The organism is Arthrobacter sp. SlRoot2-15, from assembly GCF_059739345.1.
Window position 1 is genome coordinate 2,397,801 of sequence record NZ_AP046058.1, and the last position, 19,782, is coordinate 2,417,582.

Genomic DNA, 19,782 nt, shown 5'->3' on the forward strand with positions numbered 1-19,782 from the left:
TTTTTTGGGGGCGGGGAGGAGATATCACCCTCAACCGCTGTGCCGGACGGACCCCGGCGGCCACAGTCAGGCGCGCGTCAGAAAGCCCGTGCGGCCGGTAAACGGCCGAGGGCTGATAAATCGCTGCTGCCTGTGCATGGGTCCATGGTACGCCCGGCCCGAGTCCCGCGAACCCGGCAGGGCTTGACCTTGACGCAGCGTCAACATCTAGGCTCGCTGTAGCGGGCCGGAGAGACCGGTCGGCGCGGGAGGAGGCACCGTGGAGTGGTCCGTCCAGCAGATCGCCAAGCTTGCCGGCACCACGAGCCGGACGCTGCGGCACTACGACGGCGTCGGGCTGCTCAAGCCCAGCCGCACCGGGGACAACGGCTACCGCTACTACGACCAGCCCGCCCTGCTCCGGCTGCAGCGCATCCTGCTCCTGCGCGAACTGGGCCTGGGCCTGCCGGCGATCGCCGAGGTCCTCGCCCAGGAGCGGCCGGCGGAAACCGCGCTGGTGGGCCACCTTGAGTGGCTGAAACAGGAACAGGACCGGCTGGCACGGCAGATCGCGTCGGTCCAGCACACCATCGAGGCAGTGCAGGCAGGAAGGGAAATCATGGCAGAGAAGATGTTCGACGGTTTCGACCACACCCGGTACCAGGAGGAGGTGGAGGAACGCTGGGGCAAGGACGCCTACGCGCAGGGCGACACGTGGTGGCGCGGCATGGGGGCGGCCGACAAGGACACCTGGAAGCAGGCGTCCCGCCAGTTTCGCGACGACTGGACAGCGGCGGCGGAATCGGGCGCCGCCCCGGACGGCCCGGAGGCGCAGGATCTGGCCCGGCGCCAGGTCGAGTGGCTCAGCGCCATTCCGGGCACCCCGGCCGCAGCCGGCGGGAGCGTGAAGGACTACGTGTCCGGCCTCGGCGAGACGTACGTGGCGGATCCGCGCTTCGCCGCGAACTACGGCGGGGCCGCCGGGGCGGCGTTCGTGCGGGACGCGCTGCAGGCCTACGCACGGAAGCACCTCTGAGGCTTCGGCCCCTGCCGGACCCCTGACCCCGGACCCAGGACCGCGGACCGCGCGGGGCACGCGCCGCGCCTAAACTTGTCCGGTGACCCCCTCAACGCTCTTCACGGCCGGCAACACCCCCGACGCTCCGCGCAGCGACCTCCCGGACCTGCTCACGGCGCTCGCGGGGGACCTGCGCCGGATCGGCTACACGGTCGACGGCGTCGCCGGGCTCCTGGGCCACGCCGCCCACGCGGCGCTGGCCCGGGACCAGCTCGTCCCGGCCCTGATCGCCACCGAGGCCGCCGCCGGCGACGAGACGACGGCGGCGCTCGCCGCCGTCGTCCGCCTGTGGCTGCTGGCCGAACCGCAGCCCGCCGGGACCCTCGACGCCGCCCTGCCGGGCATCCGCACGGCGGGGCTGCTGGAGCTAGGCCTGGTGGAGCCGTCCGGGGAAGGCCGGGTGCAGGCAAAGGTGGACCTCCGCCCGTACGGCTGGGAGGGCAGTTCCGACGACGGCGCCCAGGGCGAAGATACCGTCAGCAGCGGCGGCGCCGAGCTCTGGGTGGCCAGCGACCTGGCCGCGCACCAGCGCCCGGGCGTGCTGCGCCACGACCACGTGCTGGGGATCGGGCAGGCCTCCACCACCCTGGTGCAGGTCACCGCCCGCCGGCACGTGGCCCGGGCACTTGACCTCGGCACCGGCTGCGGCATCCAGACCTTCCACCTGCTGCACCATGCCGAGCACGTCACCGCCACCGACATCTCGGACCGTGCCCTCGCGTTCACCCGCTTCAACCTGCTGCTGAACGCCGGGGCGCTGCACCTGGACCCCGCCGCCCTGGAGGCACGGGTGAGCCTGCGGCTGGGTTCGCTGCTGGATCCCGTCGCGGGGGAGGAATTCGAGCTGGTGGTCTCCAACCCGCCGTTCGTGATCACCCCGCGCAGCCTCGGGGAGGCCGCGGAGGACCAGTTCACCTACCGCGACGGCGGCCTGCCGGGAGACGACATCGTCGCCGCCCTGGTGCGGGACCTGCCCTCGGTCCTCACACCCGGCGGAACGGCCCAGCTGCTCGGCAACTGGGAAATCCGGGCCGGCGCCGCGTGGGCGGACCGGCCGCAGTCCTGGGCCAGCCCCGACGCGGACGCCTGGTTCATCCAGCGCGAGCAGGTCAGCCCCGGACAGTACGCCGAAACCTGGCTTCAGGACGCCTCCGAGGCCCGCGACCGGCGGCTCTACCAGGACTCCTACGCCGCCTACCTCAACGACTTCGCGTCCAGGGACGTGTCTGCCATCGGCTTCGGGATGATCTGGCTGCGGCGACCCGCGGCCGGCGCCCGGCCGGTGATCTCCCGCTTCGAGGAGATCACCTACCCGATCGAACAGCCCGTCGGCCCGCACCTCGGCGCCGCCGTCGAGCGCGCCGACTGGCTCGCCGCCCACGAGCTGGAATCCGCGCACCTGCTGGTGGCCGACGACGTCACGGAGGAGCGGCACCAGCGCCCCGGCGCCGAACACCCCGGCGTCATCCTGCTGCGCCAGGGCGCCGGGCTCCGCCGCACCAACCTGCTCAGCACCGAACTGGCCGGCTTTGTCTCAGCGTGCGACGGCGAGCTCTCCGTCGGGCAAATCATCGGCGCCCTGGAGGCCCTGCTGGGCGGGTACGAGGGCTACGACAGCGCGGCCTTCCGCGAGGGGCTCCTCAGCGAGGTGGCCAACCTGGTGCGCGACGGCTTCCTGCTCCCCGCCTGAGACGGGCGCAACGGCGGCCGGCGACGCCGGCAGCGCCGCCCCCGGCGCGGCCGCCGCCGGGGCGCCCTCGCGGCCGAACCGGGGCAGCACATAGGCGGTGACGGCCAGCGCCACGAGCACCCCGCCCGCGCCGGTGATGAGGAAGCTCAGCCGGATCGGCAGCAGCGCGCCCAGCAGGCCGCCGATGGCCAGGGCGGCGATGGACACGGCCCGGGTCATGCCGCCGATGATCGCCATCGCCTGGCCGCGCCCGCTTTCCGGGATGCGCAGGATCGCGATGGCCCCAAAGCACGCGTTCAGGGCGCCGCAGGCGGTACCCATCGCCGTGTAGGCCACGAAGAGGAGCTCCACGGTGGGCACCAGCGCCATCACCCCCAGGAAGGCCGAGGTCAGGACCATCGAGGCCAGCAGCACCCGCAGCCGGGCCGGCGGCGTCGTGATCCGCCCCGCCAGCGCGGCACCGGCCGCCATGCCCAGCCCGAAGGCCGCTGCCAGCAGCCCGTACTGGGTCTCGGTGGCGCCCAGCTCACCACGGGCCAGGAAGACCTCGAGCACATTGGTCGCCTCGCCCACGACGATAAAGAACAGTGCGCCCAGCACCAGGGCCCACACCAGGGCGTCCCGGCGAATCAGCCGCAGGCCGTCCAGCAGCGCCGGCGCTTCCCGGCCCCTGAGTTCCGCAGCGGTGCCGCGCCGGGTCCGGATCAGCAGCGCGCCGGCGCCCATCGCCAGATAGCAACCGCTCGCGACGCCGAACACGGCCCCCGAGCCGCTCCAGCCGCTGAGCAGCCCGCCCGCCGCCGGGCCGGCCATGCCCGCAATCATGACGGTGGCCTGCATGGTGCCCATCGCCCGCGGGGTGCCTTCCTCGCCGACGATCCGGGGCAGCAGCGCCTGCCAGGTGGGGCCGGCCACGGCCTGCGAGGCGTCGAGCAGGAAGGTCAGGGCGAACAGCACCGGGATGTGGTGGTCCACGAACTGCAGGCTGACGCCCATCCCCGCGACGGCGGCGGCGCTGAGCAGGGAGGCTGCCGTCGCGAGCGTGCGGGAATCCCGGGTGTCCGCCAGCCGGCCCGCCCAGGGCGCCAGCACCACCAGCGGCAGCGCCGAACACAGCAGGTACCCCGCTACCAGCCACGGTCCGGCAGCCGCCGTCGGGCCCGCGGCTGAAACGTTCTGGAGGTGCAGCATGATGCTGACCACGACGGCGCCCATGCCGGCCGTGGCCAGGAACCGGGAGCTGCTGGCGAGCAGAAAGTCGCGGTTGCGCCACAGCGGAGAGACACCGGATGCGTTCCGCCATTTATAAAGTATCTGTTTCATAAGTAGAAAGGTAGCCCGCCCCGAATCGCAGTGTCAAGCATTCCTTTCACAGTTTGGCGGGCGTCGGTAGACTGGAAGCGTGAATGCAGAAATACCGAAGGCGGAACTGTCCGCCGCTCCGGCCGCCAAGCGACGGCAGCGTCCGGAGAAGAAGGTCGAGATCACCGACCCGAAGGCGATCCGGGCCCTGGCCCACGCCGCGAGGCTCGAGGTGATTTCCGAGCTGTATTCCACTCAGGTCAGCCGGACCGCCACCGAACTGGCCGCCCAGACCGGCCTGACCCCCAGCGCCATGAGCTACCACCTGCGCGCCCTGCAGAAGTGGGGCATCGTGGTGCCGGCCGCCACTGCCGGCGACGCCCGGGAACGCCGCTGGAAAGCCGCCGGCACGGACTTCACCATCAACTCCGGCGGGGGAGTGGCGAGCCCGGAATTCGCCGTGCTGGACCTGGAGCTGGATGCCTACCGCCGGCGCGTCAACGCCTACGCCCGGACCCGGGACGAACAGCGCCAGCGCGGCGAGGTTGTGGACGGGACTTCCTCCGTCGTGCTGGCCAGCAACCTGCTGTACCTGACCCCGGCGCAGCGGGCTGAGCTGAACGAAAAGCTCTTCGATCTGCTCAAGGACTACGAGCTTGAGGACCCGGACCGGGTGCCCGAGGGGGCCGTCCGGATGGCCACCATGTGGTCGATGATCCCGGACGACCGGGGCAACGCCGCGCCGGCCTCCTGAGCACTGCCGGGGCTTCTCCAGGAGCCGCCGCCACCGGCGTTTCGTGACGTCCACAAGACGGGCCGGGAAGCCGGGGATTTGCACCCGGTTGCGCGGGAATCTGCAAAATATGGTGAACTAGGCGGATATGGGCGCATCTGCCCGAGCCACCTTTTTCTGTAGGAGCACCGTGCCAAGCAAGGCCCCCACCGGCAAGAAACTCGTGATTGTGGAGTCTCCCGCCAAGAGCAAGACCATCGCCAAGTACCTGGGCGAGGGCTTCATCGTTGAGGCCTCCATCGGTCACATCCGCGACCTTCCGCAGCCCTCGGAGCTCCCTGCAGACCTGAAGAAAACGCCGCTGGGCAAGTTCGCCGTCGACATCGAGCACGACTTCAAGCCGTACTACGTGGTGTCCCCGGACAAGAAGAAAAAGGTGGCCGAACTCAAGGCCCAGCTCAAGGGCGCCGACGCGCTCTACCTCGCAACCGATGGGGACCGCGAGGGCGAGGCCATCGCGTGGCACCTGCTGGAAGTCCTCAAGCCCAAGGTTCCGGTGTACCGGATGACCTTCGGTGAAATCACCAAGGAAGCCATCCACCGCGCCATGGACAACCTGCGCGACGTGGACCAGGACCTCGTGGACGCGCAGGAAACCCGCCGCGTGCTGGACCGCCTCTACGGCTACGAAATCTCCCCGGTGCTGTGGCGCAAGGTGGCTCGCGGCCTCTCCGCCGGCCGCGTGCAGTCCGTGGTGACCCGCATGGTGGTGGACCGCGAACGCGAACGGATGGCCTTCAAGGCGGCTTCCTACTGGGACCTGACCGGCCAGTTCGGCGCCGAGTCCGGCTCGTTCAAGGCCAAACTGGCGTCCGTCGACGGCGCTAAGGTCGCCAGCGGCCGCGACTTCAACGACAACGGCGAGCTGACCTCCCGCAACGTTGTGCACCTCAACGAGGAGCTCGCCACCTCGCTCTCCGCGGGACTGCAAACGGCGGACTTCCGGGTCCGTTCCGTCGACACGAAGCCCTACACCCGCCGTCCCGCGGCGCCGTTCACCACCTCCACACTGCAGCAGGAGGCCGGCCGCAAGCTTCGCTTCTCCTCGAAGAGCACCATGCAGGTGGCCCAGCGGCTCTACGAAAACGGCTACATCACCTATATGCGTACGGACTCGAACGCGCTGAGCAACGAGGCCATCACGGCCGCGCGGCGCCAGGCCTCGGAGCTGTACGGTCCGGAGTACGTTCCGCAGTCGCCCCGCGTCTACAGCGGCAAGGCAGCCAACGCGCAGGAGGCCCACGAGGCCATCCGTCCCGCCGGTGACTCCTTCCGCACCCCGGCGCAGGTCGCCAAGCAGCTCTCCGGCGACGAGTTCCGCCTCTACGAGCTGATCTGGAAGCGCACGGTCGCCTCGCAGATGGCCGACGCCAAGGGTTCGACGGCGACCATCCGCCTCGGCGCCGTCGCCACCGACGGCAGGGACGCCGAGTTCTCCGCCTCCGGCACCGTGATCACCTTCCCGGGCTTCCTCGCCGCCTACGAAGAAGGCAAGGACGAGAGCCGCGGGGACGAGGACTCCGAGGAAGCGCGCCGGCTGCCCAACGTGGCCAAGGACGACGCGCTGACTGCGTCGGAGATCGTCGCCGTCGGGCACGAGACCTCGCCGCCGCCGCGCTACACCGAAGCGTCGCTGACCGCGGAACTGGAAAAGAAGGGCATCGGCCGCCCGTCGACCTACGCCTCCACGATTTCCACCATCCAGGACCGCGGCTACGTCCGGAAGCAGGGCTCCGCGCTGGTGCCGAGCTGGATCGCGTTCTCCGTGATCCGGCTGCTCGAACAGCACTTCCACGACTACGTGGACTACGACTTCACGGCGGACATGGAAGCGGACCTGGACAAGATCGCCAACGGCCAGGAGGCCGGACCCGCCTGGCTCAAGCACTTCTACTTCGGTGCCGATTCCGAGCCCGGGCTGCTGAGCATCGTCAACAACCTTGGCGAGATCGACGCCCGCGAAATCAACTCCATCCCGATCACCGACGGCATCACCCTGCGCGTGGGCAAGTTCGGCCCGTACCTGGAAAGCTCGGTCCCCACCGTGGACCCGAAGACCGGCGAAGTGGTCGAGTCGGCCCGCGCCAACGTCCCCGAGGACCTGGCCCCGGACGAGCTCACCGCCGCCAAGGCCATCGAGCTGATGGAGACCGCGTCCCCCGAGGAACGCGTGCTCGGCACGGACCCGCACACCGGGCACACCGTCGTGGCCAAGAACGGCCGCTACGGGGCGTACGTCACCGAGGTCATCCCCGAGATGACCGACGAACAGCTCGCCAACCAGCCGGTGGAGTACTACAAAAACGGCAAGCCGAAGCCGCCGAAGAAGCCCGTCAAGGCCAAGCCCCGCACCGGCTCGCTTTTTGCGTCCATGGGCGTGGACACCGTCACCCTGGATGAGGCCCTGCAGCTGATGAGCCTGCCGCGTGTGCTCGGCCAGGACGCCGAGGGCAACCCCATCACCGTGCAGAACGGCCGGTTCGGCCCGTACCTGAAGAAGGGCACGGACTCGCGCTCGATCGGCTCGGAGGAGGAAATCTTCACCATCACGCTGGAGCAGGCGCTGGAGATCTACTCCCAGCCCAAGCAGCGCGGCGCCCGCGCCGCCGTGCCGCCGCTGGCGGAGTTCGGCCCGGACCCGGTCTCGGAGAAGAACATCGTGGTGAAGGAAGGCCGCTTCGGCCCGTACATCACCGACGGCATCACCAACATCACCGTGCCGCGGTCCACCTCCATCGAGGAGCTGACCCGGGAACAGGCCGTCGAACTCCTCGCCGAGAAGCGCGCCAAGGGCCCGGTCAAGCGCACGACGACGGCGCGCAAGGCCCCGGCCCGCAAGAAGGCCCCTGCCAAGAAGTAGGCGCATTTACATCCCGCTCGCGGGTTCCGTTCCAGCTCGACGTCCGAAGACGCCGACGGCGGACGGAACCCGCGAGTGGTTGTGCACATAGGTGGTTCACGGACTTTTGGGCAGGCGTCCGCAGCGGCAGGCTGGTGCCATGGAATACCCCGTCGCCGAGCCTGAGGACCCCCTCGCCGCCGTGTGGGCCGATTCTGCGGAGTCGGTCCCTTCAAGAGCGGCGGTCCAGGAGCCCCCGGCAGCAGCCCTGGCCGCGAGGTTTCCCGACGCCGCCAACCTCTGGCGCACCGAGGAACTGCTGGACCGGGGTCTATCCGCCCGGCAGATCCTGCAGTTGACCCGGGCAGGGGCTTTGGTCCGGCTCCGCCGCGGCTGCTACGTCCGCCGCTCCTTTTGGGCAGCACTCGATGCGGATGGTGCCTCGCGATGCCGGATCGAGGCCTACGCCCATCGCTGTCTGACTAGCTCAACGGGCGCCTACGTGTTCAGCCACACCACGGCAGCCCGGCTCCACGGCCTCTTTCTCTGGCAAGTAGACGACACCATCCACCTCACGGTGCCGTTTCTCCCGTCGTCCGGCGGCCACGCGCGCGACGTGAAAGCGCATACCCGTGCGCTGGCTCCCGCCGACGTCGTGCACGTGGCGGGGCATCGCGTTACGTCGTTGGCCCGAACGGCCGCGGACAGCTGCCTCGTCCTGAACTATTCGCAGGGACTGATCTTGATGGACCATGCCCTGCGGCTCGGTGCCGGCCGGGAGGCGGTGGAACTGGAGTGCGCCCGGCTCCGCAGGGCACCGGGTGTCGCGGCCCTGAAGAAGGTTGTTGCCCATGCGGATCCCCTTTCCGAGTCGCCGGGTGAAACCCTTCTTCGCGACCTGGTCCGGCGGCTGAGGCTTCCTGCTCCGCAGCTCCAGTTCGAGGTCCGGACGCGGCTGGGGATTCGCAGGCTCGACTGCGCGTGGCCGGAGCGGCGGGTCGCGTTGGAGTTTGACGGTCGCGGCAAATATTTCAACTACGCCCCCACCGCCGAGGCCATTTTTGCGGAGCGGCGCCGCGAGAAGGCCTTGATGGAACTGGGCTGGAAGTTCATCCGGGTCGAATGGCGGGACCTGTTCCGCGAGCAGGAGCTGAAGACGAGGCTGCTTCGGGTGCTCGGGCGCTGAGATTGCCGTCGGCTCGCGGCTTCGAGCCGGGCTCGCGGCGTCCAAACCGCGAGCCTGGACGGAACCCGCGAGTGGGCCGGCCGGGCGGGGGAGGAATTGCGGACCCGGGCGGGACGTGATCGAGTAGGAACATGACTGAACAGCCCGCACACCTGGACAACCAGCCGCTCAACGACCTCGAAGAGATGCTCGCCCGCGGGGAGCAGCCGGACGCCAACCCGGTGGACGTCATCCTGGCCTTCCTGAACAACGAGGTGTACATCGTCAGCTCCGATACGATCGAGGGCCCGGATTCCCAGGTCGAACCGCTGGTGCTGGCGAACTCCGCGGGCAAGCCGGTGCTGGCCGTCTTCTCGCACCCGAGCCGTGTCACCGAGCAGTACCTCGAGGCGGCGCCGAATGTGCTCGGCACCCAGGGCGCGGCGATCATCGGAAACCTCGGCGACGAGCTCGGCATGGTCATCAACCCCGGCGCCGTCTACGGCTTCGAAATCGATCCGGAGGGTGTGGCCAACATCCGCCGCGACTTCAAGCCCTCCGACGAGGAGCCGGACGCCGAGGACAGCAGCCAGGCCTAGCCGCGGGACCCGGTTAGGGCCGGGACACTCCGAGGACAATAATGGCCCTATGCGTCTTGGCGTCCTCGATATCGGCTCAAACACCGTCCACCTCCTCCTGGTGGATGCGCACCCCGGCGCGCGCCCGGTTCCGTTCGCCTCGCACAAACGTCCGCTCTCGCTGGTGCAGTTCCTCGACGCGGACGGCAACATCAACGACGCCGGCCAGCACGAGCTGATCGAGTTCGTCCTTGAAGCCTGGGAGTTTGCGGCGAAGCACAAGGCCGAGGACCTGCTGGCGTTCTGTACCTCCGCGATCCGCGAGGCTACCAACGGGGCCGCCGTCCTCGCCCGGGTCAAGCACGAAACCACCGTCACGCTGCGGGAACTGACCGGCAGCGAGGAGGCGTCAATGACGTTCTTCGCCGTCCGCCGCTGGTACGGCTGGGGCGCGGGACCCATGCTGAACCTGGACATCGGCGGCGGTTCCTTTGAAATGGCCTACGGGGAAGATGAGCTCCCCGAGCTAGCGACGTCGGTCCCGCTCGGCGCGAGCCGGCTCACCCGGGACTGGCTGCAGGAGGACCCGCCGTCGGCGAAAAGCGTCAAGGAGCTTCGACGCTACATCCGAAGCACCCTGAAGCCGGCGGTCCGGGACATCGCCAAGCTCGGCAAGGCCAACCACGTGGCCGGCACCTCCAAGACATTCCGCTCCCTGGCCCGCATCGCCGGGGCCGCCCCCAGCGGCGCCGGCCCCTACGTAAAGCGGGAACTGCATGCCACGGACCTGGGCCTCTGGGCGCAACGGATCTCCGCCATGGAAGTGGAGGACCGGCTGAACCTCCCCGGCGTCTCCGAAGCCCGCGCCCCACAGCTGCTCGCCGGCGCGCTGGTGGCGGAGGCTGCCCTTGAAATGTTTGAGTTCCCGAGCCTGGAGATTTGTCCGTGGGCCTTGCGGGAGGGGCTGATCCTCCGCCGGCTGGACCAGCTGGTCACCGAGGGCCCGCTGCAGCCCGCACCCCACGTTGCCATGGCCGAGGACCCGGCCGAGCCGCAGTCTCCCGGCGATGGGGGGCCGGACGCGGCGTAGGCACTCTCCGGCGGCGGTGTGTCGTTTCTGGCGCAGGCCGTTCGTCGAGTAGGTGGAAGGCCGGGAAAAGGAACCGGCCGAATCGTCAAGGAGGACAGCATGGCACAGTACCTGCTCAGCGTTTACCAGCCCGTCGGCCCCGCCCCTGCGCCGGAGGTGCTGGCGCCCGTCATGGCGAACCTTGAGGCCTTGAACCGCGAGCTGAAGGCTGCCGGCGCCTGGGTGTTCGCCGCGGGCCTGCACCCCACGGACACCGCCACGGTGGTGCGGCAGCAGGGCACGGAGACGCTCATTACGGACGGGCCGTTCGCCGAAGCGAAGGAGCACCTCGGCGGCTTCACCGTGATTGAGGCGCCGGACCTCGACGCGGCGCTCGGCTGGGCCGGGAAGCTGGCCCGCGCCACCACGCTTCCCATCGAAGTGCGGCCCGTCCAGCATTAGGCGCGGCACCGGAGCGCCGCAAACAGAAAGTTAAAAGCGAAGGCACCGGCGGCCCGCTGCGGGAAAATGGGGGAAACCCGCTGCAGACCCCCGGTGCCGGGCAGACATCCGCATGACTGCCTATCATCACTCGCACCCTCAATGAGGTAGTTCCTACGTTATTCGTGGAGTTTGGGAGCAAGCTGCGCTGAGGATGTGAGCTGGCTGTGAATCGCGGCGGACTGCAATGATGGGGGCATGAGCAACCGAATCGCATTCCTGGGCTGTGGGTCAATGAACGAGGCAATCATGAGCGGCATGATCGCCGGCGGGACGGACCCCGCCGACGTCGTCGCCACGGTCCGGCGTGCCGAACGGGCCGCCGAACTGGCCGAACGGCACCACGGCATCACGGCCATCGCCAGCGAAGAAGAACCGGAGAACAACACGCAGGCCGCCACCGGCGCCGCCGTCGTCGTCCTGGGCGTCAAGCCGGTGGGGATCGCGGACCTGGCCCGGGAGATCAGCGGTTCCCTCTCGCCCGAGACGATCGTCGTGAGCGTCGCTGCGGCAGTGTCGCTGGAGCAGCTGGAAGCGGCGCTTCCGGCGGGGCAGCCGGTGATCCGCGCCATGCCGAACACGCCGGCGAGGCTGGGCCGCGGCGTTGTGTCGGTCTCCGCCGGGAAGCACTGCTCGGCCGCGCAGCTGCAGCAGGCGAAGGACATCTTCGCCGCCGTCGGCACGGTCGTCGAGATTCCCGAGGAACAGGTGGATGCGCTGTCCGCGATCAGCGGCTCCGGTCCTGCCTACGCGTTCTACCTCGCCGAGGCCATGGCGGCCGCCGGGGCCGAACTGGGCCTGGACGCCGAGCTGTCGCTGCTGCTGGCCCGCGAAACGGTCGCCGGCGCCGGGCTCATGCTCGCCGAGCCGGGCGCCGACCCCACCGCGCTGCGCCGGGCCGTGACCAGCCCGAACGGGACCACCGAACGGGCAATCGCCACCTTCGACGAGCGCGGCCTCCCCTCGATCATCGCCGACGGCGCCCGCGCCGCCGCCGAGCGGGCCGCGGAAATCACGAAGCAGCTCGGCTAACGGCACGGCAAGCCATGACGGAGACCGGCGCCGGTGGCAGGATAGGACCCATGGAACTGCACATCACAGGCGATCCCGCGGCGGACAAACTGCTCAGCGAAGACGCGTTTGCGCTGCTCACCGGCATGCTGCTGGACCAGCAGGTGACCATGGAGTCGGCATTTGCCGGCCCCGAAAAGATCCGGACGCGCCTCGGCACCATGGATCCGGCCGCGATCGCCGAATACGATCCGCAGGCATTTGTCGAGATGTTCAAGGAACGCCCGGCGGTCCACCGGTTCCCGGGCTCGATGGCCGGCCGGGTCCAGGCCCTTGCCGAAACCGTGCACAGCGACTGGAACGGCGACGCCACCGCCATCTGGACCCGGGGCAAGCCGGACGGGCCGGAGGTGCTGCGCCGGCTCAAGGCGCTGCCGGGATTCGGCGAGCAGAAAGCCAAGATCTTCCTGGCTCTGCTGGGAAAGCAGTGCGGGCTCCGGGCGGAGGGGTGGCGCCAGGCCGCCGGCCACTACGGCCAGCAGGACGCCTTCCTCTCCGTCGCCGACATTGTGGACCCCGAGTCGCTGGGCAAGGTGCGCGCCAGCAAGCAGGCCGCCAAAGCCGCCGCGAAAGCAGCAGCGACCGCCGGGCCCTGATCCTGCGGTAGCCAGCCAGCGACGCCGGGAGGAACCTGCCCGACGCCGGAGGGAACCTAGTGCTTGGAGGTCGGGACCGTGACTGAACAGCCCGCAGGACGGCTCCTTTCGCTCTGGGCGGCCACCGCCGGAACCGCCTCGTACGCGTCCCTTGATGCGTCCGCGGACTCGCCCGTGGAGGTAGACGTTGCCGTGATCGGCGGCGGCATCGCCGGGCTGAGCGCCGCGCTGGCCCTGAAGCGGGCGGGCCAGACGGTGGCGGTGCTGGAGGCCTCGCGGGTGGGCACCGGCGTCACCGGAAACACCACGGGCAAAGTCACCTCGCTGCACCGGCTCGCCTACTCCGAACTCGCGGCCCGCCACGGCACGGGTGCGGCCGCGGTTTACGGGCAGGCCAACGAGGCGGCCATTGCACACATTGCCGGCGTCGTCGCGGCAGAAGGCATCGACTGCGGCTTCCGGCGGGTGGCCAACTACACCTACGCCGAAACCGGGCCGGCGCTTGCGCTGGTCCGGGAGGAGGCCGCGCTGGCGGAGCGGCTGGGGCTCCCGGCGTCGTTCACGGCGGATGTGCCGCTGCCCTTCGCCGTCCGTGGCGCGGTCCGGTTCGACGGCCAGGCACAGCTGCACGCGCTCAAATACGTGCAGGGCCTGGCCCGCGCCGTGCAGGGGGAGGGCAGTTTCGTCTTTGAGGAGTCGCCCGCCACGGGCTTCCGCGACGGTTCCCCGGCCGTAGTGGAAACCGGGCACGGATCGGTCCGGGCGAAGGAGATCATCGTGGCGACCAACCTGCCCTTCGGTGACAACGGACGCTTCGCTGCGCGGTGCTACGCGCACCGGTCGTATATTGTCGCCGCCCGGAGCGCCGGTCCTGCGCTGGACGCCACCTTTGTCAGCGTGGAGGAGCCGATGCGCTCCATCCTGACGGTCGACGTCGAGGGCGCCAGCTATGTGCTGGCCGGCGGCGAGGGGCACCGGGCCACCGAGAGCGTCGACTCTGCCGAACGGTACGGCCGGCTCGCGGTCTTTGCCCGCGACCGACTCGGCGCAGCGGAGACCGTCTTCCGCTGGTCCACCCAGGACGCCATGCCTGCCGACGGGCTGCCGTACGTGGGCCTCATGGGTCCGGAGTACCGGCATGTCCACGTGATCACCGGGCTGCGGAAGTGGGGCCTCACCAACGGCACCGCCGCTGCCTTGATCCTCCGGGACAGGCTCTGCGGTACCGCGAACCCGTGGGCCGCGGTGTTCGACAGCAACCGCAGCGCCGGCGGAATACAGGAGGTGCCCGTGGGGCCGGGCGAGGGGGCGCCGGCCGCCGTTGCCGCTCCGGCGGAGGGCATCCCGGCGGACATAGCCCCGGGAGAAGGGAAGGTGGTGGACGTCAGCGGTGCCAGGACCGCCGTGTACGTCAGTCCTGCGGGGGACGTCCAGGCGGTCTCCGCGGTCTGCACCCACCTTGGCTGCACGGTCGAGTTCAACCGGGCGGACGTGACGTGGGACTGCCCCTGCCACGGCTCCCGGTTCGCCACGGACGGCAGCGTCATCCAGGGCCCGGCCACCAGGAACCTGGCGGCTGCGCCGGAGGATCCCGGCCGTCCCCGTCGCGGGACTTAGTCCCGGCCGCCGCAGGCGCTACGGCCTCGCGGCGAACCGCTCCAGCAGGTCCACGTGGCCGGACACGATGAGCATGTCCCGTGCGGACACCTTCGTCTCGGGCCGGGCATAGGTGAAGTCCTCGCCCGGGGACTTCACGCCGACAATCGTGACCCCGTACTTGGAGCGCACCTTGGACTCGTCGAGCGTGAATCCCACCGTTTCGCGCGGCGGGTACATCTTCACGATCGCGAAGTCGTCGTCGAACTCGATGAAGTCCAGCATCCGGCCGGACACCAGGTGCGCGGCGCGGACACCGGCGTCGGCCTCCGGATAGATCACGTGGTTGGCGCCGATCCGGGTCAGGATCTTGCCGTGCGAGGGCGTGATCGCCTTGACCCAGAGATGCTCGATGCCGAGGTCCACCAGGTTGACCGTGATCAGCACCGAGGACTCGATCGAGGTGCCCACGCCCACGACGGCTGAGCTGAATTCCTGGGCCCCGAGCTGGCGGAGGGCGTCAATGTTGGTCGCGTCGGCCTCCACGACGTGGGTCAGGACGCTGGCCCACTTCTGCACGAGGCTCCGGTCGCGTTCGATCGCCAGCACCTCGCGGCCCTGCTTGACCAACTGCTCTGCGGTGGATGCGCCGAAGCGGCCCAGCCCGATCACCAGCACGGGCGCGTTGTGGGCGGGGCGGTTGACGGCGCCTGAGGAACTAGCCAATGATCGGTCTCTCTTCCGGGTAGTGGTACAACTGGCTGCGCTGGCGCAAGGCCAGCCCAGCGGCGAGGGTGACGGTGCCGACGCGGCCGGCGAACATCAGGACGGTGAGGACATAGACACCTGCCGGGGGCAGTTCGGCACTGAGGTTGGTGCTCAGGCCCACCGTGGCGAAGGCGGAAATCGTTTCAAACAGCACCCGGTCCAGGGACGCGCCGCTGATCTGGAGCAGCAGCAGGGCCGAGACCGCCACGAGGGTGGCGCCGGCGACGATGACGGAGATGGCCACCCGCATGGTGCCCTCGGGGATGGTGCGGCCGTAGACCTTCACGTCCGCGTCGCCGCGGGCCTCGGCGACGATCGCCAGGAACATCACCGCGATCGTGGTCACCTTGATGCCGCCGGCCGTCGACGCCGAGCCGCCGCCGGCGAACATCAGCGCGTCGGTCAGCAGCATGGTGGTGGAATCCATCTGGTTCTGGTCCACCAGGTTGAAGCCGCCGGAGCGGGTCATCACGGAGGCGAAGAGCGAATGCGTGACCTTGTCACCGAGGCTCATGCCGCCGATGGTGCGCATGTTCTCCCACTCCATCAGGCCCCAGAGCACGGTGCCTGCGGCCAGCAGGATCAGTGAGACCTGGATGGTCAGCTTGGTGTGCAGATTCCATTTCTTCCAGTTCAGCCCGTTCTGCTGCAGCACCATCACCACCGGGAAGCCCAGGCTGCCGAGGAAGACGCCGATCATCAGCGGGATGAGGATCCACAGGTCGGTCTCGTAGGGGACAATGCCGTCCGAGTGCGGGGTGAACCCGGCGTTGTTGAACGCGGAGATGGAGTAGAAGACGCCGTGCCAGACGGACTGGCCGAAGCTCTCGCCGAGCGCCAGGAACCGCGGGATCAGCGCCAGGGCCAGCACCGCCTCGATCACAACGGACGTGACGATGACGATCCGCAGCAGGGTGCCGACTTCGCCGAGGCGTCCGGCGTTCATGGCCTCCTGCGCGATCAGCTTGCCACGGACGCCGAGTTTCTTGCTGACCATCAGCGCCAGCAGCGAGGCCAGGGTCAAGGTACCAAGGCCGCCCACGAAGATGCCGACCAGGATCACCAGCTGGCCGAAAAAGGACCAGTGCACCGCGGTGGAAACAACGGTCAGCCCGGTGACGCACACCGCCGAAACCGCCGTGAAGAGGGCCTGGTGCAGGGGCGTCGCCTGCCCGGCGGCGGAGGACACCGGCAGCGAAAGCAGGGCGGTGAAGATCAGCACCACCACGGCGAACGCCGAGACGGCCAGGCGCGCGGGGGAGCTGTTGGCGATGTTGTCGATAAAGTCGCGCAACCGGGTGAAGATCCAGAGCCCCTCGCGCTCCGGCTGGCCGGGGTGCCAGCCGGCCGGGCTCGATGACCTCGACTGGCTTTGCGTCATGTGCGGCTTGTCCTCGGTTGAAACGGCGTCCTCAGTAGTAAACCACTATATTCCGCGCAACGACGGGGGAAGGGGCAGTGGGCTCCGGTAGCCTGTGATTGATGACCTTCCTGCCCGGACTCGCCCAGACCGCCCTGCCGACGACGGTGGTGTGGGACTCGGCCATGACGGCCTACAACTTCGGCCACAGCCACCCGATGGCGCCGGAGCGGATGGAACTGACCGCGCGGCTGGCCCGGAGCCTCGGGCTGCTGGACCTGGGCCACGTCTCGGTGGCCGCCCCCGAAGTGGCCACCGACGCGGAACTCGGAGCGGTGCACAGCGCGGACTACATCGCCGCCGTCCGGCGCGTCAGCGCGGACCCGGGCACCCCGGACCTGGAACGCGGCCTGGGCACCGAGGACGACCCGGCCTTCGCCGGCATGCACGAGGCCAGCGCCCGGCTGGCCGGCGGCTCGCTGCTCGCAGCCGCCGCCATCCTGGACGGCAGCGCGGTCCGGGCGGTGAACTTCGGCGGCGGCATGCACCACGCCGCACGGGAGCGGGCCAGCGGCTTCTGCATCTACAACGACGCGGCCCTGGCGATCGCGCGGCTGCTCGACGGCGGCGTGCAGCGGGTGGCATATATCGACGTCGACGCCCACCACGGCGACGGAACCCAAAGCATCTTCTGGGACGACCCGCGGGTGCTGACGATCTCGCTGCATGAGACCGGGCTGACCCTGTTCCCGGGCACGGGCTTCGCGAACGAGATCGGCGGCCCGAACGCCCAGGGCAGCGCGGTCAACGTGGCACTGCCGGCCGGAACGGGGGACGCAGGCTGGCTTCGGGCCTTCCACGCGGTCGTCCCGCAGCTGGTGGGCGCGTTTGAGCCGGAGGTCATCGTCAGCCAGCACGGCTGCGACTCGCACCGCCTGGATCCGCTGACGCACCTGAACATCAGCGTGGACGGGCAGCGCGAGGCCGCCACCGCAATCGGCAACCTCGCAGCCCGCTACTGCGACAACCGCTGGATCTCCACCGGCGGCGGAGGCTACAACGTGATCACCGTCGTCCCGCGCTCGTGGAGCCACCTGATCGCCATTTCCGCCGGCCGGCCCGTCCCGCTGCGGACCCCCGTCCCGGAGGATTGGCGGCACTACGTGCAGGAGAAGTACGGCGCCAAGTACGGTGTCGAGCCGCCCTCGGTGATGGGCGACGACGTCGACCTCTGGTGGCGTTCATGGGAGGTCGGCTTCGACCCGAACGACGAGGTGGACCGAACGGTAATGGCTACCCGCAAGGAAGTCTTCCCGCTCTACGGCCTGGATCCCTGGTTCGACTAGGGTCCCGTCCGGGCTGGCAACCCGGGCCGGTGGGGCGTCCGTAATTGGTGGATGCCATCTGGCGTATATGTCGCTAGTGTGGAGGACATGGTGACAGACGACGTATTTGCCGTCATTGCTGAGGCAACCCGGCGTGACATTCTGGTGTCCCTCCGCAACGGGGACAAAGCGGTGGGGGAGCTGGTCCAGGAACTCGAGGCGAGCCAGCCCACCATTTCCAAGCACCTCAAGGTCCTGCGCGAGGCGGACCTGGTCAGCATGCGCGCCCAGGGCCAGAAGCGCTACTACGCGCTGAACCCCAAGCCGCTGGCCGGCGTCGCGAGCTGGCTGGAGACGTTCGACGTCGGCCGTCCCGCCGCTGCCGTGCCCGCTCCCGCTCCCGCGACCGCAGCCCGCCCGCAGCCCGGCCCAGACACCCTCGCTGCCGGCACGGTGGCCGCCGCGGCGCCCGCGCAGGCGCTGCCCGGGGTTCCCGCGGGCAGCGCGCTGAGCCCCGCCGTAGCACTGCCGGTCGGGACCGCAGGGGAGGATCGGCGGCCGCAGCAGATCGGCCGGACGGTGGGCCGTGCCGCAACCCGCGCCGCGGACCTCCTGGCGAACCTGCCGAAGTTCGGACGCAAGAAGTAGCGGGCTACCTGGCGAGCAGCCGCACATGGTCCGGGGTCAGCTCGGAGATCCGGCTGATGCCCAGCAGGGCCATGGTGCGGAGCATGTCCTTTTCCAGGATCGCGATGGCCCGGTCCACGCCGGCCCGGCCGCCCGCCATCAGCCCGTAGAGGTAGGCGCGGCCGATCAGCGTGAAGTCGGCGCCGAGGGCCAGTGCCGCGATGATGTCGGCGCCGCTCATGATGCCGGTGTCCAGGATGATGGCCGCGTCGCTGTTGTCCGCCTTGAGCGCCGCCGAGACGTCCGGGAGCAGGTGGAACGGGATCGGGGCGCGGTCCAACTGGCGTCCGCCGTGATTGGACAGCACAACACCGTCGGCTCCGTGGTCCACCACCTTGCGGGCGTCGTCGACCGTCTGGATGCCCTTGACCACCAGCTTGCCCTTCCAGGTTTCGCGCAGCCAGTCGAGGTCCTCGAACGTCAAGGTGGGGTCGAACATGGAGTTGATCAGGTCCGCCACGGTGCCGGTGTAGCGCGAGAGCGAGGCGAAGGTCAGCGGTTCGTGGGTGAGGAAGTTGAACCACCACGCCGGCCGGTAGGAGGCATCCAACACGGTCTTCAGGGTCAGAGCCGGCGGGATGGTCATGCCGTTGCGGACGTCGCGGAGCCGGGCGCCGGCGACGGCGGTGTCCACCGTGACCATGAGGGTGTCGTTGCCGGCCCGGGCCGCGCGCTCGATCAGTTCCAGCGAGCGGTCCCGGTCAGTCCAGAGGTAGAGCTGGAACCAGTTCCGGCCGTCCGGCGCGGCGGCCGCCACGTCCTCGATGGACGCGGTGCCCATGGTGGAGAGCGTGTAGGGGATCCCGGCGGCCGCGGCGGCCTGCGATCCGGCGTACTCGCCCTCCGACTGCATCATCCGGGTGAAACCGGTGGGAGCGATGCCGACGGGCAGCCGGGAGGGCTTGCCCAGGATCTCGGTGCCGAGGTCCACGCTGGAGACGTCGCGCAGGATGCCCGGGCGGAACTCGATGTCCAGGAACGCCTCGCGGGCCCGGCGCAGGGTGATCTCCGCCTCCGCGGCACCGTCCGTGTAATCGAAGGGCGCCTTGGGCGTCCGCCGCTTGGCCATGTCCCGCAGGTCCCAGATGGTGCTGGCCCGGCGCAGCCTCGCCTCGCGGCCGAACTCCGGCTTCTTGAACTGCATCAGCGGCGCGAGGTCGGAATACTTCGGCACCCGGCGCCGGAGGGCGGCAGGCAGGCCGATGCCCGGGAGACCGGCGGGCGGCGTCGCGCCGGCCGCATCCACCGCGGTGGCCTCCGCCGTGGTGGGTGCCTCAGGGCTTCCAGGGTTGCCGATCATGGTGGGTTGCGTCATTGCTGCCTCCGGGGCGTCTCGATCCAGCACTGTGGTCCAACCACACTGTAGGTGATGTGGTCCAACCACA

Annotated in this window: 16 protein-coding genes and 1 pseudogene; 13 read left to right on the forward strand and 4 right to left on the reverse strand. The window is 69.7% G+C overall.

Annotated elements, in window-relative coordinates; translation table 11 throughout:
• The first annotated feature begins 259 nt into the window (after window positions 1-259).
• Both AC6I9V_RS11025 and AC6I9V_RS11030 read left to right on the forward strand, forming a co-directional pair.
• Window positions 260-1,015 (forward strand): MerR family transcriptional regulator, encoded by a 756-nt coding sequence (locus AC6I9V_RS11025; protein WP_497899469.1) that lies wholly within the window; start codon window positions 260-262, stop codon window positions 1,013-1,015.
• 82 nt (window positions 1,016-1,097) lie between these two features.
• A complete protein-coding gene (locus tag AC6I9V_RS11030) occupies window positions 1,098-2,747 on the forward strand; it encodes a DUF7059 domain-containing protein (RefSeq protein WP_497899470.1) in 1,650 nt (549 codons plus the stop codon).
• Between the two features lie 60 nt (window positions 2,748-2,807).
• On the opposite strand, the pseudogene AC6I9V_RS11035 reads toward AC6I9V_RS11030, so the two are convergent.
• Window positions 2,808-4,070 (reverse strand): annotated as a pseudogene (locus AC6I9V_RS11035) (MFS transporter); the annotation flags it as partial.
• Window positions 4,071-4,149: 79 nt separating this feature from the next.
• Between AC6I9V_RS11035 and AC6I9V_RS11040 the strand changes: the two are divergent.
• From AC6I9V_RS11040 to AC6I9V_RS11080, 9 genes are all read left to right on the forward strand, one after another.
• Window positions 4,150-4,803, forward strand: coding sequence for an ArsR/SmtB family transcription factor (locus AC6I9V_RS11040; protein WP_349412433.1), 654 nt, complete (start codon window positions 4,150-4,152; stop codon window positions 4,801-4,803).
• Window positions 4,804-4,972: 169 nt separating this feature from the next.
• A complete protein-coding gene (gene topA / locus AC6I9V_RS11045; protein ID WP_497899471.1) occupies window positions 4,973-7,702 on the forward strand; it encodes a type I DNA topoisomerase in 2,730 nt (909 codons plus the stop codon).
• 139 nt (window positions 7,703-7,841) lie between these two features.
• The gene (locus AC6I9V_RS11050) at window positions 7,842-8,867 is read left to right on the forward strand and encodes a type IV toxin-antitoxin system AbiEi family antitoxin domain-containing protein (RefSeq protein WP_497899472.1); all 1,026 of its coding nucleotides are present in this window, start codon (window positions 7,842-7,844) and stop codon (window positions 8,865-8,867) included.
• A 131-nt stretch (window positions 8,868-8,998) separates the two neighbouring features.
• Window positions 8,999-9,445: an SseB family protein gene (locus tag AC6I9V_RS11055; protein ID WP_349412426.1), complete on the forward strand. Its 447-nt coding sequence runs from the start codon at window positions 8,999-9,001 to the stop codon at window positions 9,443-9,445.
• 49 nt (window positions 9,446-9,494) lie between these two features.
• Entirely contained in the window at window positions 9,495-10,514 is a 1,020-nt protein-coding gene (locus tag AC6I9V_RS11060; protein ID WP_497899473.1) for a Ppx/GppA phosphatase family protein, read from the forward strand.
• Between the two features lie 99 nt (window positions 10,515-10,613).
• Complete coding sequence (locus AC6I9V_RS11065) at window positions 10,614-10,955, forward strand: YciI family protein (RefSeq protein WP_497899474.1); 342 nt, start codon at window positions 10,614-10,616, stop codon at window positions 10,953-10,955.
• 237 nt (window positions 10,956-11,192) lie between these two features.
• On the forward strand, window positions 11,193-12,026 hold the full coding sequence (gene proC, locus AC6I9V_RS11070) for a pyrroline-5-carboxylate reductase (RefSeq protein ID WP_497899475.1): 834 nt from the start codon (window positions 11,193-11,195) through the stop codon (window positions 12,024-12,026).
• 50 nt (window positions 12,027-12,076) lie between these two features.
• Entirely contained in the window at window positions 12,077-12,661 is a 585-nt protein-coding gene (locus tag AC6I9V_RS11075; protein ID WP_497899476.1) for an HhH-GPD-type base excision DNA repair protein, read from the forward strand.
• A gap of 78 nt (window positions 12,662-12,739) precedes the next feature.
• Entirely contained in the window at window positions 12,740-14,278 is a 1,539-nt protein-coding gene (locus AC6I9V_RS11080; RefSeq protein WP_497899477.1) for an FAD-dependent oxidoreductase, read from the forward strand.
• An 18-nt stretch (window positions 14,279-14,296) separates the two neighbouring features.
• Here AC6I9V_RS11080 and AC6I9V_RS11085 read toward each other — a convergent pair whose 3' ends face one another.
• Both AC6I9V_RS11085 and AC6I9V_RS11090 read right to left on the reverse strand, forming a co-directional pair.
• Complete coding sequence (locus tag AC6I9V_RS11085) at window positions 14,297-14,935, reverse strand: potassium channel family protein (RefSeq protein WP_186372291.1); 639 nt, start codon at window positions 14,933-14,935, stop codon at window positions 14,297-14,299.
• 40 nt (window positions 14,936-14,975) lie between these two features.
• The gene (locus AC6I9V_RS11090) at window positions 14,976-16,406 is read right to left on the reverse strand and encodes a TrkH family potassium uptake protein (RefSeq protein WP_497899478.1); all 1,431 of its coding nucleotides are present in this window, start codon (window positions 16,404-16,406) and stop codon (window positions 14,976-14,978) included.
• Between the two features lie 101 nt (window positions 16,407-16,507).
• Here AC6I9V_RS11090 and AC6I9V_RS11095 point away from each other — a divergent pair, with 101 nt between their 5' ends.
• Together AC6I9V_RS11095 and AC6I9V_RS11100 are read left to right on the forward strand one after the other, a co-directional pair.
• Entirely contained in the window at window positions 16,508-17,731 is a 1,224-nt protein-coding gene (locus tag AC6I9V_RS11095) for an acetoin utilization protein AcuC (RefSeq protein WP_497899479.1), read from the forward strand.
• Between the two features lie 87 nt (window positions 17,732-17,818).
• Window positions 17,819-18,358 (forward strand): ArsR/SmtB family transcription factor, encoded by a 540-nt coding sequence (locus tag AC6I9V_RS11100; protein ID WP_497899480.1) that lies wholly within the window; start codon window positions 17,819-17,821, stop codon window positions 18,356-18,358.
• Between the two features lie 4 nt (window positions 18,359-18,362).
• Here the strand turns inward: AC6I9V_RS11100 and AC6I9V_RS11105 are convergent, their stop codons facing one another.
• Window positions 18,363-19,712: an alpha-hydroxy acid oxidase gene (locus tag AC6I9V_RS11105; RefSeq protein ID WP_497899481.1), complete on the reverse strand. Its 1,350-nt coding sequence runs from the start codon at window positions 19,710-19,712 to the stop codon at window positions 18,363-18,365.
• Window positions 19,713-19,782 lie beyond the last annotated feature (70 nt).

What these genes read in the sequence shown, in the direction of transcription:
- AC6I9V_RS11050 (WP_497899472.1), top strand. Translation starts at nt 7,842, where the DNA reads ATGGAATACCCCGTCGCCGAGCCTGAGGACCCCCTCGCCGCCGTGTGG.
- AC6I9V_RS11055 (WP_349412426.1), top strand. Translation starts at nt 8,999, where the DNA reads ATGACTGAACAGCCCGCACACCTGGACAACCAGCCGCTCAACGACCTC.
- AC6I9V_RS11060 (WP_497899473.1), top strand. Translation starts at nt 9,495, where the DNA reads ATGCGTCTTGGCGTCCTCGATATCGGCTCAAACACCGTCCACCTCCTC.
- AC6I9V_RS11065 (WP_497899474.1), top strand. Translation starts at nt 10,614, where the DNA reads ATGGCACAGTACCTGCTCAGCGTTTACCAGCCCGTCGGCCCCGCCCCT.
- proC (WP_497899475.1), top strand. Translation starts at nt 11,193, where the DNA reads ATGAGCAACCGAATCGCATTCCTGGGCTGTGGGTCAATGAACGAGGCA.
- AC6I9V_RS11075 (WP_497899476.1), top strand. Translation starts at nt 12,077, where the DNA reads ATGGAACTGCACATCACAGGCGATCCCGCGGCGGACAAACTGCTCAGC.
- AC6I9V_RS11090 (WP_497899478.1), bottom strand. Translation starts at nt 16,406, where the DNA reads ATGACGCAAAGCCAGTCGAGGTCATCGAGCCCGGCCGGCTGGCACCCC.
- AC6I9V_RS11095 (WP_497899479.1), top strand. Translation starts at nt 16,508, where the DNA reads ATGACCTTCCTGCCCGGACTCGCCCAGACCGCCCTGCCGACGACGGTG.
- AC6I9V_RS11100 (WP_497899480.1), top strand. Translation starts at nt 17,819, where the DNA reads ATGGTGACAGACGACGTATTTGCCGTCATTGCTGAGGCAACCCGGCGT.
- AC6I9V_RS11105 (WP_497899481.1), bottom strand. Translation starts at nt 19,712, where the DNA reads ATGACGCAACCCACCATGATCGGCAACCCTGGAAGCCCTGAGGCACCC.